Raw genomic sequence first — 14,336 nt, forward strand, 5'->3', positions numbered from 1 at the left:
TGCGGGCATGACCGACGCCGCCGTCACCGCCAGCACCGTCAGCCCCGTCAGCACCGCCCGCCAGCACGCCCTCGGCGACATCCCCCGCCGCACGGCCCAGCGGGTGCCGGACAAGCTCGCCGTCGTCGACGGCGACCAGCGCCTCACGTTCGCCGAGCTGGAGGAGTACGTCGAGCGCACCGCCGCCGCGATCGCCGCGGCCGGGCTGGGCAAGGGCGACCGGCTGGCCCTGCTGAGCCACAACTGCTGGCAGTTCGCGGTGCTGGACTTCGCCGCGGCCCGGGCCGGCGTGGTGCTGGTGCCGATCAACTTCATGCTCGGCGCCCACGAGATCGCGTTCATCCTCGACCACTCCGGCGCGTCCGGCTTCGTCGTCGAGGACGGGCTGGTGCCGACCGCCGAGGCGGCGCTCGCGGCGGCCGAGCACCACGGGCGGGTCCACGCGCGGCGGGTGATCACGTTCCCCGGCGCGGAGAACCCGACCTCGGAGGGCTGGGACGACCTCACCGGGTGGCTCGAGCACGACCTGACGCGGGACGGCGGGCCCGTCGACGTACCGATGGCGGACGACGACCCCGTCCGGATGATGTTCACCTCGGGCACGGAGTCGCGGCCGAAGGGCGCGCTGCTGAGCAGCCGGGCGCTGATGTGGCAGTACGTCTCGTGCGTCATCGACGGCGAGATGGCCGCCGACGACGTCGAGCTGCACACACTGCCGCTCTACCACTGCGCGCAGCTGGACTGCTTCCTCGGCGTCGACGTCTACGTGGGCGCGACCAGCATCATCCTGCCCGGCCCCGACCCGGCGACCGTGCTGCGGGCGATCGCGGAGCACGGCGTGACGAAGTACTTCGCGCCGCCGACGGTGTGGATCGGCCTGCTGCGCCACCCCGACCTCGACACCACCGACCTGTCGAGCCTGCGCAAGGGCTACTACGGCGCGTCGCCGATGCCGGTGGAGGTGCTGCACGAGCTGCAGGAGCGCCTGCCCGACGTGCGGTTCTGGAACTTCTACGGGCAGACCGAGATGGCGCCGCTGGCCACGATCCTCGGGCCCGACGAGCAGGTCGAGTACGCCGGCTCCGCGGGCCGCGCCTCGATCAACGTGGAGACCCGGATCGTCGACGACCGCGACGAGCCGGTGCCGACGGGGACGGTGGGCGAGATCGTGCACCGCAGCCCCCACGCGACGCTGGGCTACTACCGCGACGAGGCGAAGACCGCGGAGGCGTTCCGCAACGGCTGGTTCCACTCCGGCGACCTCGGCTACGTCGACGACACCGGCCACCTCTACGTGGTGGACCGCAAGAAGGACATGATCAAGACCGGCGGCGAGAACGTGGCCAGCCGCGAGGTCGAGGAGGCGATCTACACGCATCCCGGCGTCGCGGAGGTCGCGGTCTTCGGGGTCAGCCACCCGCGGTGGGTGGAGGCGGTGGCCGCCGTGGTGGTGCCGAAGGAGGGCGCGTCGCTGACGTCGTCCGACGTGCTCGCGCACGCCCGGGAGGTGCTGGCGCACTACAAGGCACCCAAGTACGTCGTCATCGCCGAGGCGCTGCCGAAGAACCCGAGCGGCAAGATCCTCAAGCGGCAGCTGCGCGACGCCCACGCGGACCTGGCGGCCGGGGACTGAGGCGGTGCTTCTCGACCTCCAGCTCGCCGCCCGCCCCGACGAGGCGCGGCGCCGCGCGCGGGAGCTGACGGAGGCGGGCGCCGCCGGGCTCTTCACCTTCGAGGGCCCGCACGACGTCTTCCTGCCGCTCGCCGCGGTGGCGGGCGTGGTCGACGCGGACCTGATGACCAACGTGGCGATCGCGATGCCGCGCAGCCCGATGCACCTGGCGCACGCCGCCTGGGACCTGCAGCTGATGTCGAAGGGCAGGTTCCGGCTGGGGCTGGGCTCGCAGATCAAGGTCCACATCGAGAAGCGGTACGGCGCGCGGTGGTCCTCGCCGGCGGCACGGATGCGCGAGATCGTCGGCGCGACCAAGGCGATCCTGTCGTCGTGGGAGACCGGCGAGCGGCTGGAGTTCCGCGGCGAGCACACCACCCACACGCTGATGCCGCCGACGTTCGTGCCGGGCCCCAACCCCTACGGCCCGCCGCCGGTGCTGCTCGGCGCGCTGGGCCCGCTGATGACCAGGACGGCGGCCGAGGTCGCCGACGGGCTGCTCGTGATGCCGTTCCACTCCGCCCGCCACTTCCGGGAGCGGACGCTGCCGGCCTACCGCTCGGGGCTGGAGCTGTCGGGGCGGTCGGCGTCGGAGTGCGCGATCCTGCCGGCCGCCATCACGGCGATGTACCGCACCGAGGCGGAGCGCTCCGCGGCGGTCGCGGGGGTGCGCGGGCTGATCGCGTTCTACGCCTCCACCCCGGCGTACCGGCCCGTGCTGGAGGTGGAGGGCTGGGCCGAGGTGCAGCCCGAGCTCAACCGGCTCTCCAAGGCCGGCGACCTCGCGTCGATGTTCGCGCTGGTCAGCGACGAGATGGTGGCCACGATCGGGGTCGTCGGGACGCCCGAGGAGTGCGCGGCCGAGATCGGCCGGCGCTTCGGGGACGTGGCCGAGCGGGTCTGCTGCTACTTCCCCGGGTACGAGCCGCCGGCCGAGCAGGTGGCGGCGCTGTCGGCGGCACTCGCCCGGGTCGGCAGCGGCTGACCCGTGGCCGGCCGGTTGGGCGTCGTCACATCCAAATTGGCCCCTTTTCACGCGATTCTGGGGCCAATCGGGTTGTGACGACGCACGAACGGCAGCCAGCAGGCAGCTCAGTCAGCCTTGCGGAACAGCCCCCACACGAACGTCACCACGATCGCACCGAGGAACGACCCGATCAGCCCGGTCGGGTGGAGGTCCAGCCCGTGGCCGAACAGCAGGCTGAGCAGCAGGCCGCCGACGAACGACCCGATCAGGCCCGCCACGATCGCGGTGGTCCAGTCGATGTTGCTCCAGGAACGGCCGAGGACCAGCTGGGCGAGGCCGCCGGCGACCATGCCCAGCAGGATGATGGCGAGGATCAGCATGGCTCGACCCTAGTGGGGTCCGCCTCGCCGCCGGCGCTCAGTCCCAGAGCGTGTGCTCCGGCAGGGCCGCCCGGATCCGCCGATCACGGGTGGCGAGCAGCGCTCCCGCCGCGACCGCCTGGGCGGCGATGACGCGGTCGAACACGTCCCGGGTCCACGCGAACGATTGAGCGACCGCAGTCACCTCGACGAATGGGGTCGGGTCCTCCGCAACACCGATCCGCCCGAGGAGGCCGCCCAACACCTGATCGGCACCCTGCCCGATGCGCCCGATCTCGTTCAGGTAGGCGAGCTCGAGGCGCACCATCGGCGATACCGCGAGCTCCTCCTCGTCGTCGAGCCGCTGCTGCAGCGAACGCGGCAGCCGACCGAGGTCGGCGTCCCAGAGCCAGAGTGCGACGTGGGTGTCGAGATGGATCACGGATTGAGCGCTCGGTCCGGGTCCCACCCGATGACATCCGACCAGTCCATCTCCACGAGGTCGTCGGGGTCACCGATGATCAGACCCGGCTGGGGCGTGAGCCTCGACAGCTTGCCCTTCGGCACGTCCGGCACCAGCCGCAGGCGCCGCCCCTTCCGCTCGATCTCGAGCGGCTCGCCGGTCTCCAGGACGCGGTCGATCAGCCGATAGATGTCGGCGCGCAGCTGCGACGGGGTGACGGCCTCGGACATGCCTCAACGGTACGGCGTACGTCCGACACCCTCAAGGCGTACGTACGCCCTCCAGAACTGGGGGGATCAGCCGCCGAACGCCGGCTTCTCCTTCGCCAGGAACGCCCGCACGCCCTCGGCGAAGTCGGGGCCGCCGTAGACCTCGCGCAGCAGGTCCTCCTCGCCCGGCATCGACCCCTCCAGCTCCCGCGCCCGGGACTGCAGCTGGCGCTTGGTGGTCTCGATCGTCACCGGCGAGGCCTGCAGGATCCCGTGGGCGAGCGCGGCGACCTCGGCCTCGAGCGCCTCGACGTCCGGCACCTCCGCGAGCAGCGCGCCGGCGGCGTACGCCCGGTCGGCGGAGACCAGCCGGGAGGCGAGCAGCATCTCCCGGGTCAGCGACTCCCCGAAGATCGCCTGGCACCGGTAGAGGACGGTGCCGGAGAGGGCGTTGCCGAGGGTCCGCGCGATCGGATACCCGAACCGCGACCCCACCGTCGCCACCCGCAGGTCGCAGTGGGTCGCGACCGCGAGCCCGCCGCCGACGCAGACGCCGTCGACCGCGGCGATGGTCACCTGCGGCAGGGACCAGAGCCGGTCGAACATCTCGCGGATCCAGTTCTCGTAGTCGACCGCGTCGGCCTCGAGGAAGTCGGAGATCTCGTTGCCGGCGGCGAACGCCTGGCCGCCCGCGCCGCGCAGCACCACCACCCGCACCGAGCGGTCGGCGGCGACCGCGCCCCACAGGTCGCGCATCTGCTGGTACATCGCGGTGGTGAAGGCGTTGCGGCGCTTCGGCCGGTTGAACGTCACCTCCAGCACCCCCGGCCCGATCCGGTCGCGGTGGATCAGCAGGTCCTCGGCAGGGGCATCGGAGGGGGTGTCGGCACTCACCCGCCAGAGGGTACGGCGCGAGCCGGGGGCCTTGCGCCCCGGTTCACGATGAATACCGTGGTCCCCGGCGGGCACCGAGGCCCGCCCGTCCCAGGAGGAACGGGTCATGGCGGACATCATCGTGGTCGGCGTCGACGGCAACGCGCGCGCGGATCGAGCGGCGGACACGGCGGCGAGGCTGGCGGTCGCGACGGGCGCCGCGGTGCACGTGGTCTGCGCCTACGTGCGCGACCAACCATCGGAGGTGGACGTCGGCGAGCGGGTGCTCGAGAGCTCCGTCGCCGACGAGAGCGCCTACATCGCCGAGCGTACGGCGGAGCGGCTGGCCGAGGTGGTCCCGTCGGTGACCAGCGCGGTGGTCCAGGCCCGGCCGGCGGACGCGCTGCTGCAGGAGGCCGAGCGGCTGGACGCCTCGCTGATCGTGGTCGGCAACCGGCGGATGCAGGGGATGGCGCGCGTGCTGGGCAGCGTCCCGGCGGGGGTCGCGCACCACGCGAACTGCGACGTCTACATCGTCAACACGGCCTGACCCCACCCACGGGGAAGGGGGCCGGTCAGGCGAGGTAGATCAGCGCCACGCCGGCCATGCCGATCAGCCAGCTGGCGAAGCTGCCGATCAGGAAGTACTCGGTCACGTCGCTCGGCCCCTCCTTCGCCCCGGCCTGGAGCTCGGGGAAGCGGAGCAGGCCCTTGGCGGCGACCACGATCGCGGCGGCGGTGACCTCGCCGATGTGGCCGAGGCCGACGATGAAGATCCGCTCCATCGGGCCGAGCAGCCGCCCGCCGCGGAGCTTCTTCTCGTTCGTCACCGCCGGCACGCCGACCGCGTCGAGCACCAGCCGCACGATCAGGTTGCCGGTGGCCAGCTGGAGCAGCACGGCCCCGGCGGAGGCGGTGACGTCGGACGTCGGCCAGTGGTAGAAGACCGTCGCGCGCATCCCCTCCGGCCAGTCCACCCAGTCCTGCACGGCGTCGGCGAGCAGCAGCGAGGCGACCACGCCCAGCGCGAGCCCGGAGAACGCCGCGGTCCGCCACCGGCGCGTGTGCGCCCGGCCGACGGTCAGCGCGGCCGAGGAGGCGACGACCCACAGCGCGAAGCCGGCGTACAGGCCGGCAAAGAGCACGACCGCGGCCAGCACGGACTCCGCGGCCCAGGCCACGAAGACGACCAGCAGCGCGGCGCCGGCGGCCAGGATCGCGGCCAGCCGCCGCCGGGAGACGGCGTCGCGGTCGGCGCGCAGCAGGTCGCAGGCGCCGACGACGGTGAGGAACGCGCCGAGTGCCATCAGGCCCATCCGGCCCTCCTCTCCCCGCGCCCGCCCGTCCCTGTCGGGCCGGCGCTACCCGTCGGCCGGGCGCTCGGTCAGCGACCGGTCGGCGCCGTCGCCCGCTGCCCAGCGGGCCACACAGTAGGCCACGCCGAACGGGGCGTCCCGATAACAGATCTCACCGGGGCCCGACACAACCTCGGGCAGCACCCGCATCGCCTCCACGTCGGCCCACAGCTCGGCCGCGAGCGAGGCGTCGACGCCCGTGAAGTCGAGCGACGCCAGCGCGGCCCGGACGGCGTCGTCGAACGACTCGGCGCGCTCGTCGAGGTGGCCGGGCGCCTTCTCGGTGCGCGTGGCCGAGCCGTTGCCGATCACCAGCACGCCCGTCGCGCCCTGGGCCGGGTCGTGTGCCTGAGACCCCGGCATAGCGGGGTCTGGGGCACACGACCCCGCCCCGGCCCCTGCCACGACAGCCGCCCCGACCGCCGCCACCAGCGCCTCGCCGACCCGCCGGCCGGAGCCGCCGGTCGCCTCGGAGGCCACCACCAGCACCCGCGGCCCCAGCCCGCCGACCGCCGACAGCGCGGCGGCGCGCAGCTCGGCCACCGGGTCCTCGATCGAGGCGTACTCCGGCAGCAGCGCCAGCACCCCCGGCACCAGCGCCACCGGCACACCCACCGGCAACCCCACGGCAGAACCCGCGCTCACTGGATCCCCCGGATCGCCCGCAGCGGCGCCCGCCGCCCGGCGATGGAGGCGACCATGTCGACGGTCTCCCGGGTCTCCACCACCTGGTGCACCCGGTAGACCCGCGCTCCGGCGAGCGCGCAGACCGACGTCGCGGCGAGCGTGCCGGTCAGCCGCTGCCCGACCGGCAGGCCCAGCGACTCCCCGACGAAGTCCTTGTTGGAGAGCGAGACCAGCACCGGCCACCCGGTCTCCACCATCTCCCCCAGCCGGCGGGTGACCTCCAGGGAGTGGAAGGTGTTCTTGCCGAAGTCGTGGGCGGGGTCGATCAGGATCGACTCGCGCGCCACCCCGGCGGCCAGCGCCCGCTCGGCGTAGCCGACGGTGTCGCGCAGCACCGAGGCCATCACGTCGTCGTACTCGACCCGGTAGGGCCGGGTCCGGGGCGTGGCGCCGCCGGTGTGGGTGCACACGATCCCGACGTCGTACGACGCCGCGACGTCGACGAGCTCGGGGTCGGCGCCGCCCCAGGCGTCGTTGAGCAGGTCGGCCCCGGCCTCGCAGACCGCGGCGCCGACCTCGGCCCGCCAGGTGTCGACGGAGATGACGACCTCCGGGAAGTGCTCGCGGACGCGGGCGACGAAGTCGACGACCCGGGCCTTCTCCTCGGCCGGGCCGATCTCGACGCCGGGCGCGGCCTTGATGCCGCCGATGTCGACGATCTCGGCGCCCTGGGCGACCACCTCGGCCACGCGGGCGAAGGCCGCGTCCTCGGCCCAGGTGGCGCCCTGGTCGAAGAAGGAGTCGGGGGTCCGGTTGACGATCGCCATCATCAGGCTGGCGTCGTCCCCGAACCGGTGGCGGCCGAACCGCATCTCGCTCACAGGTACTCCTCCGCGGGTGGTCGCTCGTCGATCGCGACGGCCCGGTCGACCGGGTGCGGGCCGCCGTCGGCCACGAACTGTCGCAGCAGCACGTCCGCCGCCCCCGCACCGGCCCCTGCGCCGACACCCGCCCCGACCCCCGCGCGCCGCAGCGCCGCCGCCAGGATCTGGGTGGCCATGCCGCCGAGGTCGCGCAGCGCCTGGTGCTGGTGGGCGCGTACGCCGAGGTCCACCTGCGCCAGCGCCTCGGGGCCGAGCAGCGCGACGGTGTCGACGAGCGCGGCCAGCTCCACGGCGTACCCGGTCGGGACCGCCAGCCGGGCGAGGACCGACCGCCGCACGGCCCACTCCCCGGCCAGCGGCTGGACGAGCCCGGCGAGCTCGGGGAAGAGCAGCGCGATGAGGGGGCGGGCGACGAGCTCGGTGACCCGGCCGCCCTCCAGCGGCCCGTCCAGCCCGGGGCGCTCGTAGAAGCCCTTGACCAGGGCGACGGGCGAGTCGGGCTCGAGCAGCGGGCCGAGCAGGCCGGGCACGAAGTGGGTGTCCCAGTCGACGAGGTCGGCGTCCATGAAGACGATCAGCTCGCCGGTGGTGACGAAGAGCGACTTCCACATCGCCTCGCCCTTGCCGGGGCGGGCGCCGAGGTCGGGGCGGATCTCGGCGGCGCGGTGCACGCGCGCGCCGGCCGCCTCGGCGACCGAGTACGTGGCGTCGGTGGAGTCGCTGTCGATGACCACGATCTCGTCGAGCAGGTCGACGGTCTCCATCAGCGCCTCGCGGACGCGCCCGACCACGGACCCGACGGTGGCGGCCTCGTTGCGGGCGGGTACGACGAGGCTGACCCGCCGCTCGCCCTTGGCCGCGCGCAGCTCCTCGATGGTCCAGTCGTCCCAGTGGGCTGTGCGGACGACGGACATGCCGCGACCCTACCGGCGCGCCCCACCTACCGAGATCTGGGTAGTTGTCGCGGCGACGACCGCTGGGGAAAGGTAAAGAAACCCGAAACCCGGGACTTTCGTCCCGACCTTCACTTGCATGCATGGTGTGTGACCGTCGTCACAAGCCAAGGCGGGGATCGGGCCCTGGCGGGTGCTCCGGCGGTATCGAACGCGGCGCTGTCCCTCCGCGTACGTGCCTGCCACGACGGCTGTCGCGCGGCCGCACGGCGCCCGCCGGGCGGCCCAGTCAGCACGCCACAAGGAAGTGAGTCGAGCAGCATGCGCAAGCACACGAAGGTCATCGGGTTCATCGGGACCCTGGGGCTCACCGCGGCCCTCATCGGCGCCGCGGTCGAGGGCACCGGTGCGTACTTCCAGGACAGCACCGCCGACGCCACCATCTCCGGCACGATGGGGTCGATCCAGATCGAGGGACAGGGCGACCTCAACCCGGTCTTCCAGGACATCCTCCCCGGCGAGACCAGGGACGCGACGATCCAGTACTCCAACACCGGGGACAACGCCCAGGACGTCTGGATCCACTTCGACCCGGACGACCTCGGCGACGGCCTCGCCAGCACCGACACCCGCAAGGTCAACGACGGCGGCCGCTACGTCGAGATCGTCATCAAGGGCAACGGCGGCACCACCGTCTTCGCCTCCGACAACCTCAACGACGACTTCACGCCCGGCCACTGCACGGCGCCGGCCTCGCTGGTCCAGGACGTCAGCGGCAACGCCCACGTCTGCAACCCGCTGGTGGAGTGGATCAAGGTCGCCGACGGCCTCTCGCCCGGCCAGTGGGGTGACTTCAACTTCTCCTACAAGTCCGCCTCCAAGACCGGGAACGGCGACCAGGGCGCGCCGATCTACGGCGGCCCGCAGGGCATCGGCTACCAGCTGGTCGCCACCCAGCCGGGTGTCGCCCCGGACGCCGCGGGCGACTACGCCTGATGCGTGACGGGCGGGAGGCTCGGGCCTCCCGCCCCCACGGGGCCCACTGGATCGCGCGGGCCCTGCTGGGGGCGATGGCGGCGGCGCTGCTCGGCGCGCTCGCGGTCGGCGCGTGCGCCCACCACGAGGGCTACCGCCTGTACGCCGTCCGCACCGGCTCCATGAGCCCGGGCCTGCCCAGCGGCACCCTGCTCGTCGACGCGCCGCCGACCGGGCCGTTCGAGCGCGGCGACGTCGTCACCGTCGCGCGCGCCCAGGGGCCCGACGCCGTCGTCACCCACCGCGTCGTCGACGTCGACCGCAGCGGCGCGCTCACCATGAAGGGCGACGCCAACCGCCGGCCGGACGCCGGCACCGTCGCCCCCGGCGAGGTCGTCGGCGAGGTGATCGCGTCGGTCCCCCGCGGCGGCTACGTGCTCGTCTACCTCTCCCAGCCGACCGGCGCCGCGTCGCTGATCGGCGGCTGCCTGCTCGTCGCGCTGGCGTGGAGCCTCTTCTTCGGCGAGCCGGCTACCCCAGCCAGGCGGTGACCCCCGCCAGCAGCCCCTCCGCATACGTCCGCCGGCCCGACGCGGACGTCATCAGCGCCGCGTCGCCCGGGTCGCGCATGTTGCCGAGCTCGACCATCACGGTCGGCTTGTCGGCGAGGTTGAGCGTGCCCAGGTCGCCCCGCACGTCGATCCCGTCCACGCCCAGGTAGGTCGACACGGCCACCCCGACCCCCACCAGCCCGTCGCGCAAGGACTGCGCCAAGGCCAGCGACGGCGCCGCGATGTCGTCGGTCCACCCCGCACGCGACTCGGGGGCGATCACGTGGAAGCCGTGCGCCCCGGCGGCCAGGTTGCCGTCGCCGTGGAGGCTGAGCTCCAGGTCTGCGGCCGGCCCCGGCCCCCCGGGGTTCCCGATCCGCCCCCGCTCGTCGATGCACGGGCCCCACCGGTCGGCGCTGTTCGACGAGCGCGTCATCACGACCTGCGCGCCGGCCGACTCCAGCAGCGCCCGCAGCTCGACGGCGACCTCCCAGGTGAAGGTCGCCTCCGGGTAGCCGCCCGCCGTCGCCGTACCGGTCGTGTTGCACGCCTTGGTGAACCCCCCGGCGTCCACGGTCGCGTTGACCTCGGCGGGGAAGCGGGAGTTCCCGAGCTGGTGGCCGGGATCCAGTACGACGACGCGGCCCGCCAGCGGCAGCGCCGGCTCCGACGGGGACACCGTCGGCGACGGCGCGGGCTCCAGCGCCGCCCGCCGCTCCGGCGAGGGCGTGCGGGCGCGGGCCCGGTCACCCGACGCCGAGTCGGCAGAAACTGACAGTCCGGCCAAGCCGTCGGGCGCGTCAGTTAGTGCCGACTCGGCCACCTCGGGCGTCGGCGCCCCCGGCCCGGAGACCCACCACATGGCGCCGCCGACCACCGCCGCGACCAGCAGCATCGCGGCCAGCACGACCCCCTCGACGCGGCCGAACACGGATCAGCCGGGATCAGTCGTAGCCGAGGATCGACTTCCGCTTCTCGCCCCAGGCCAGGGCCGAGGCGATCGCGTCGTCGAGGGAGAGCTCGGTCTTCCAGCCGAGCAGCTCGTAGGCCTTGTCGGCGTTGGCGAAGGCGCCGACGGCGTCGCCGGGACGCGAGGGCGCCTCGCGGACCGGCACCGGGCGGCCGACGACCCGCTCGACCGCGGCGAGCAGCTCGCGGACGGTGACGCCGTCGCCGCCGCCGATGTTGATCACCGTCGACGGCGTGCCGACCGCCTCCAGCACCGAGTCGAACTTCTCGATCGCCCGCACGTGGGCCTTGGCCAGGTCCCAGGCGTGGATGTAGTCGCGGATGCCGGTGCCGTCGCGGGTCGGCAGGTCGGTGCCGGTGATGGTGAAGACGTCGCGCTGGCCGAGCGCGGTCTGCGCCATCAGCGGGACCACGTGGGTGGCGTCCTTGAGGTGGTAGCCGGTCTCCAGGTCCGGGTCGGCCCCGATCGGGTTGAAGTAGCGCAGGATCACGGCGCGCAGGTCGGTGGCCAGTGCCATGTCCTCCAGCACCTGCTCCATCATCCGCTTGGTGCGCGCGTACGGGGAGCTGGTGGAGAGCCCGTCGTCCTCGCGGACCTCGAAGTCGTCCTTGAGCGCGTAGAGCGACGCGGTGGAGGAGAAGAGGATCCGCGGCTTGCCGAGCGCGACCAGCTCGTCGAAGAGCTCGAGCGACTTGGCGACGTTGTCGCGGTAGTACTCGTACGGCAGCTCCACCGACTCCGGTACGACGATCCGCGCCGCCATGTGGATGGTGGCCTCGATGTCGGGGTGCTCGGCCGCGACCTTGCGGACCAGGTTCCGGTCGGCGATGTCGCCCTCGTAGAAGATCCGGTCGCCGACGTACTGGCGGGGGCCGACGAGCAGGGAGTCGAGCACGACCGGGGTGTGCCCGGCCTCCTCCAGCGCCTTGCAGGTGATCGAGCCGAGGTAGCCGGCGCCGCCGGTCACGAGAACCTTCATGACCCCGGACCCTAACCCGCCACCACCCCGCCCCACCGGCCTGGACCACTTGTTAGTTGCCGTGACCAATAGTGATGAACCCTGAATCGTATAAAGCGCGCGCGGACGACCCCGGTCAACACACTCCCGTCCGTATCCCGCCGCACGCCAGTGCCGTCGTTCCATGCGGGATCAGTGTCGTCCGACAGGATTCTGGGGGAATCTGCCGTGACTGTGTTGTCCGAGCGCGCGCGCATGGGGACGCGCGCCCACCACCACCTGCGTCCGGTGCGCTTCATGCCGGCCGCGGCGCTGGTCACCGACGTGCTGGTGATCGCGTCGGCCGCGGGGCTCGCGGATCTCTTCCGGGAACGGTTGGAGATCTTTCCGAACCCCTACACGAGCCAGTCCGAGCTGGGCGTCGCCGCGGTGTTCATCGCGGTCGGCTGGATCGCGATGATCGGCCTGGCGGACGGCTACGACCGGATCGTGTTCGGAAGCGGTTCCGACGAGTACAAGCGGGTCCTCCGCGCCTCGTTCATCACCGCCGCGGCAGCGGGGATCACCTGTTACCTGCTCAAGTTCCCGCTGTCGCGCGGCTACTTCCTGCTGGCGTTCGCGATCGGCATCCCGGCGCTGCTGCTGGGCCGGGCGGCGCTGCGCCAGGGCCTGCACTCGGCCCGCCGGCGCCACCACCTGCAGGTGCGGGTGGTGATGTGCGGCAGCCCGCAGCAGGTCGACGAGATCGGCGCCGTGCTCCGCGACCGCCCCTGGCTGGGCTACTCCGTGGTCGGCGCCGCGGTCCCCGAGGACGCGGCCGACCGCAGCCCGGAGACACCGGGCGGCGTACCGGTCCTCGGCGACGCCGGCGACGTCGCCGACCTAGCCCTCGCGGCCGAGGCGGACCTGATCTTCGTGACGGGCGGCTGCACCACGGGCCGCGAACTGCGCGAGCTGATCTGGGAGCTCGAGGGCGAGGGCGTCGGCGTCGTCGTCGCCCCCAGCCTCACCGACATCGCCCAGGAGCGGGTCTCGGTGCACCCGATCGACGGGCTGCCGCTGATCCACGTCAGCCACCCCACCTGGGCCGACGCGTCGAGGTGGGGCAAGCGCAGCTTCGACATCGTCGGCTCGCTGGCGCTGATCCTGGCGCTCGCGCCGATGTTCCTCTTCGTGGCGGCCCGGATCTGGCTCGCGGACCGGGGCCCGATCCTGTTCAGCCACAACCGCATCGGCCGGGACGGCGAGTCGTTCGGCTGCTACAAGTTCCGCACGATGGTGGTCGACGCCGACGCGATGATCGCCGACCTGCAGGAGCAGACCGGCCAGAGCGCGATGTTCTTCAAGATGAAGGACGACCCCCGGATCACCCGACCCGGCAAGTGGCTGCGCCGCTACTCCGTCGACGAGCTGCCCCAGCTGTTCAACGTGCTCAAGGGCGACATGAGCCTGGTCGGCCCCCGCCCCCAGGTGCAGGCCGAGGTCGACCTGTACGAGGACGGCATGGAGCGCCGCCTCCTGGTCCGCCCTGGCATGACCGGCCTGTGGCAGGTCTCGGGCCGCAACGACCTCAGCATCGCCGAGGCCCAGCGCCTCGACATCTTCTACGTCGACAACTGGTCGATGATGAAGGACCTCGGGATCCTCTTCCGCACCGTCGGCGCTGTCTTCGGCTCCTCCGGCGCCTACTGACGGCGACGCCCGGTCGTCACTCGTCCAGCAGGTCGAGCAGGTACCGCCCGTACCCGCTCTTGGCGAGCCCCTGGGCGATCTCCGCTAGTCGCTCATCGTCGATGAAGCCCATCCGCCAGGCGACCTCCTCCGGCGCGCCCACCTTCATCCCCTGCCGCTTCTCCAGCGCGCGGACGAAGTTGCCGGCGTCGTTGAGGTCGTCGAACGTCCCCGTGTCGAGCCAGGCCGTGCCGCGGGGCAGGATCTCCACCTGCAGGCGACCCTCCTCCAGGTACGTCCGGTTGAGGTCGGTGATCTCGAGCTCGCCACGGGCCGAGGGCTCGAGCGCCTTCGCGCGCTCGGTGACGTCGCCGCCGTAGAAGTAGAGGCCCGGGACGGCGTAGGGGCTGCGCGGCTTCTCGGGCTTCTCCTCCAGCGAGAGCGCCCGGCCGTCGTCGTCGAACTCGACGACGCCGTACGCCGTCGGGTCGGCGACCCGGTAGCCGAACACGGCGGCGCCGTCGAGGTGGTGGAACCGGGCCAGCTGGGTGCCCAGGCCCGCGCCGTAGAAGATGTTGTCGCCGAGCACGAGCCCGGCCGGCCCCCCGGCGAGGTGCGCCTCGCCGATCAGGAACGCCTGGGCGAGCCCGTCGGGCGAGGGCTGCACCGCGTAGGTGATCGAGATCCCGAACTGCGAGCCGTCCCCGAGCAGCCGGCGGAACTGGTCGGCCTCGTGCGGGGTGGTGATCACCAGGACGTCCCGGATGCCCGCCAGCATCAGCGTCGACAGCGGGTAGTAGATCATCGGCTTGTCGTAGATCGGCATCAGCTGCTTGCTGATCGCGTGGGTGATCGGGTGCAGTCGGCTTCCGGTGCCGCCGGCGAGAATGATCCCGCGCATCGGGTTTC

General features: G+C 72.7%; 17 protein-coding genes. 6 read left to right on the forward strand and 11 right to left on the reverse strand.

The window, feature by feature from the left end:
* The first annotated feature begins 7 nt into the window (after window positions 1-7).
* Both ABLM29_RS07930 and ABLM29_RS07935 read left to right on the forward strand, forming a co-directional pair.
* Window positions 8-1,633 (forward strand): fatty acyl-CoA synthetase, encoded by a 1,626-nt coding sequence (locus ABLM29_RS07930; RefSeq protein WP_349713532.1) that lies wholly within the window; start codon window positions 8-10, stop codon window positions 1,631-1,633.
* A gap of 4 nt (window positions 1,634-1,637) precedes the next feature.
* Complete coding sequence (locus ABLM29_RS07935; RefSeq protein ID WP_349713534.1) at window positions 1,638-2,657, forward strand: TIGR03617 family F420-dependent LLM class oxidoreductase; 1,020 nt, start codon at window positions 1,638-1,640, stop codon at window positions 2,655-2,657.
* A gap of 107 nt (window positions 2,658-2,764) precedes the next feature.
* Here the strand turns inward: ABLM29_RS07935 and ABLM29_RS07940 are convergent, their stop codons facing one another.
* The 4 genes from ABLM29_RS07940 to ABLM29_RS07955 all read right to left on the reverse strand — a co-directional run bounded on the left by ABLM29_RS07940 (window position 2,765) and on the right by ABLM29_RS07955 (window position 4,564).
* Window positions 2,765-3,019 (reverse strand): GlsB/YeaQ/YmgE family stress response membrane protein, encoded by a 255-nt coding sequence (locus tag ABLM29_RS07940; protein WP_349713535.1) that lies wholly within the window; start codon window positions 3,017-3,019, stop codon window positions 2,765-2,767.
* 37 nt (window positions 3,020-3,056) lie between these two features.
* Complete coding sequence (locus ABLM29_RS07945; RefSeq protein ID WP_349713537.1) at window positions 3,057-3,440, reverse strand: PIN domain-containing protein; 384 nt, start codon at window positions 3,438-3,440, stop codon at window positions 3,057-3,059.
* Entirely contained in the window at window positions 3,437-3,691 is a 255-nt protein-coding gene (locus ABLM29_RS07950) for a type II toxin-antitoxin system Phd/YefM family antitoxin (protein WP_349713538.1), read from the reverse strand. Before ABLM29_RS07950 ends, ABLM29_RS07945 begins: the two co-directional genes overlap by 4 nt.
* Before the next feature lie 66 nt (window positions 3,692-3,757).
* A complete protein-coding gene (locus tag ABLM29_RS07955) occupies window positions 3,758-4,564 on the reverse strand; it encodes an enoyl-CoA hydratase-related protein (protein ID WP_349713539.1) in 807 nt (268 codons plus the stop codon).
* A 106-nt stretch (window positions 4,565-4,670) separates the two neighbouring features.
* On the opposite strand from ABLM29_RS07955, the gene ABLM29_RS07960 reads away from it, so the two are divergent.
* A complete protein-coding gene (locus ABLM29_RS07960) occupies window positions 4,671-5,093 on the forward strand; it encodes a universal stress protein (RefSeq protein WP_349713540.1) in 423 nt (140 codons plus the stop codon).
* A 25-nt stretch (window positions 5,094-5,118) separates the two neighbouring features.
* Here ABLM29_RS07960 and ABLM29_RS07965 read toward each other — a convergent pair whose 3' ends face one another.
* Genes ABLM29_RS07965 through ABLM29_RS07980 form a run of 4 tightly spaced genes read right to left on the reverse strand, consistent with a single transcriptional unit; the run spans window position 5,119 to window position 8,323 of the window.
* A complete protein-coding gene (locus tag ABLM29_RS07965; protein WP_349713542.1) occupies window positions 5,119-5,859 on the reverse strand; it encodes a hypothetical protein in 741 nt (246 codons plus the stop codon).
* A gap of 45 nt (window positions 5,860-5,904) precedes the next feature.
* A complete protein-coding gene (locus tag ABLM29_RS07970) occupies window positions 5,905-6,525 on the reverse strand; it encodes a class III extradiol ring-cleavage dioxygenase family protein (protein WP_349713543.1) in 621 nt (206 codons plus the stop codon).
* Between the two features lie 14 nt (window positions 6,526-6,539).
* The gene (gene folP, locus ABLM29_RS07975) at window positions 6,540-7,397 is read right to left on the reverse strand and encodes a dihydropteroate synthase (RefSeq protein ID WP_349713609.1); all 858 of its coding nucleotides are present in this window, start codon (window positions 7,395-7,397) and stop codon (window positions 6,540-6,542) included.
* 5 nt (window positions 7,398-7,402) lie between these two features.
* Window positions 7,403-8,323, reverse strand: a complete 921-nt coding sequence (locus ABLM29_RS07980) for a glucosyl-3-phosphoglycerate synthase (protein WP_349713544.1) — start codon at window positions 8,321-8,323, stop codon at window positions 7,403-7,405.
* A 300-nt stretch (window positions 8,324-8,623) separates the two neighbouring features.
* Here ABLM29_RS07980 and ABLM29_RS07985 point away from each other — a divergent pair, with 300 nt between their 5' ends.
* Together ABLM29_RS07985 and ABLM29_RS07990 are read left to right on the forward strand one after the other, a co-directional pair.
* Entirely contained in the window at window positions 8,624-9,298 is a 675-nt protein-coding gene (locus ABLM29_RS07985) for a hypothetical protein (RefSeq protein WP_349713545.1), read from the forward strand.
* A complete protein-coding gene (locus ABLM29_RS07990) occupies window positions 9,298-9,828 on the forward strand; it encodes a signal peptidase I (RefSeq protein ID WP_349713547.1) in 531 nt (176 codons plus the stop codon). Before ABLM29_RS07985 ends, ABLM29_RS07990 begins: the two co-directional genes overlap by 1 nt.
* On the opposite strand, the gene ABLM29_RS07995 is transcribed toward ABLM29_RS07990, so the two are convergent.
* The gene (locus ABLM29_RS07995; RefSeq protein ID WP_349713549.1) at window positions 9,809-10,759 is read right to left on the reverse strand and encodes an N-acetylmuramoyl-L-alanine amidase family protein; all 951 of its coding nucleotides are present in this window, start codon (window positions 10,757-10,759) and stop codon (window positions 9,809-9,811) included. The two genes, ABLM29_RS07990 and ABLM29_RS07995, sit on opposite strands and share 20 nt — an antisense overlap.
* A 13-nt stretch (window positions 10,760-10,772) precedes the next feature.
* Window positions 10,773-11,777 (reverse strand): UDP-glucose 4-epimerase GalE, encoded by a 1,005-nt coding sequence (gene galE / locus ABLM29_RS08000; RefSeq protein WP_349713550.1) that lies wholly within the window; start codon window positions 11,775-11,777, stop codon window positions 10,773-10,775.
* 207 nt (window positions 11,778-11,984) lie between these two features.
* On the opposite strand from galE, the gene ABLM29_RS08005 reads away from it, so the two are divergent.
* On the forward strand, window positions 11,985-13,448 hold the full coding sequence (locus tag ABLM29_RS08005; RefSeq protein WP_349713551.1) for a sugar transferase: 1,464 nt from the start codon (window positions 11,985-11,987) through the stop codon (window positions 13,446-13,448).
* A gap of 16 nt (window positions 13,449-13,464) precedes the next feature.
* Here ABLM29_RS08005 and rfbA read toward each other — a convergent pair whose 3' ends face one another.
* The gene (gene rfbA / locus ABLM29_RS08010; RefSeq protein ID WP_349713552.1) at window positions 13,465-14,328 is read right to left on the reverse strand and encodes a glucose-1-phosphate thymidylyltransferase RfbA; all 864 of its coding nucleotides are present in this window, start codon (window positions 14,326-14,328) and stop codon (window positions 13,465-13,467) included.
* Window positions 14,329-14,336 lie beyond the last annotated feature (8 nt).

Origin of the sequence: Nocardioides sp. YIM 152588 (genome assembly GCF_040191335.1) — a bacterium.
GTDB lineage: Bacteria > Actinomycetota > Actinomycetes > Propionibacteriales > Nocardioidaceae > Nocardioides.

What these genes read in the sequence shown, in the direction of transcription:
- folP (WP_349713609.1), bottom strand. Translation starts at nt 7,397, where the DNA reads ATGCGGTTCGGCCGCCACCGGTTCGGGGACGACGCCAGCCTGATGATG.
- ABLM29_RS07950 (WP_349713538.1), bottom strand. Translation starts at nt 3,691, where the DNA reads ATGTCCGAGGCCGTCACCCCGTCGCAGCTGCGCGCCGACATCTATCGG.
- ABLM29_RS07960 (WP_349713540.1), top strand. Translation starts at nt 4,671, where the DNA reads ATGGCGGACATCATCGTGGTCGGCGTCGACGGCAACGCGCGCGCGGAT.
- galE (WP_349713550.1), bottom strand. Translation starts at nt 11,777, where the DNA reads ATGAAGGTTCTCGTGACCGGCGGCGCCGGCTACCTCGGCTCGATCACC.
- rfbA (WP_349713552.1), bottom strand. Translation starts at nt 14,328, where the DNA reads ATGCGCGGGATCATTCTCGCCGGCGGCACCGGAAGCCGACTGCACCCG.
- ABLM29_RS07985 (WP_349713545.1), top strand. Translation starts at nt 8,624, where the DNA reads ATGCGCAAGCACACGAAGGTCATCGGGTTCATCGGGACCCTGGGGCTC.
- ABLM29_RS07940 (WP_349713535.1), bottom strand. Translation starts at nt 3,019, where the DNA reads ATGCTGATCCTCGCCATCATCCTGCTGGGCATGGTCGCCGGCGGCCTC.
- ABLM29_RS07930 (WP_349713532.1), top strand. Translation starts at nt 8, where the DNA reads ATGACCGACGCCGCCGTCACCGCCAGCACCGTCAGCCCCGTCAGCACC.
- ABLM29_RS07990 (WP_349713547.1), top strand. Translation starts at nt 9,298, where the DNA reads ATGCGTGACGGGCGGGAGGCTCGGGCCTCCCGCCCCCACGGGGCCCAC.
- ABLM29_RS07980 (WP_349713544.1), bottom strand. Translation starts at nt 8,323, where the DNA reads ATGTCCGTCGTCCGCACAGCCCACTGGGACGACTGGACCATCGAGGAG.
- ABLM29_RS07965 (WP_349713542.1), bottom strand. Translation starts at nt 5,859, where the DNA reads ATGGGCCTGATGGCACTCGGCGCGTTCCTCACCGTCGTCGGCGCCTGC.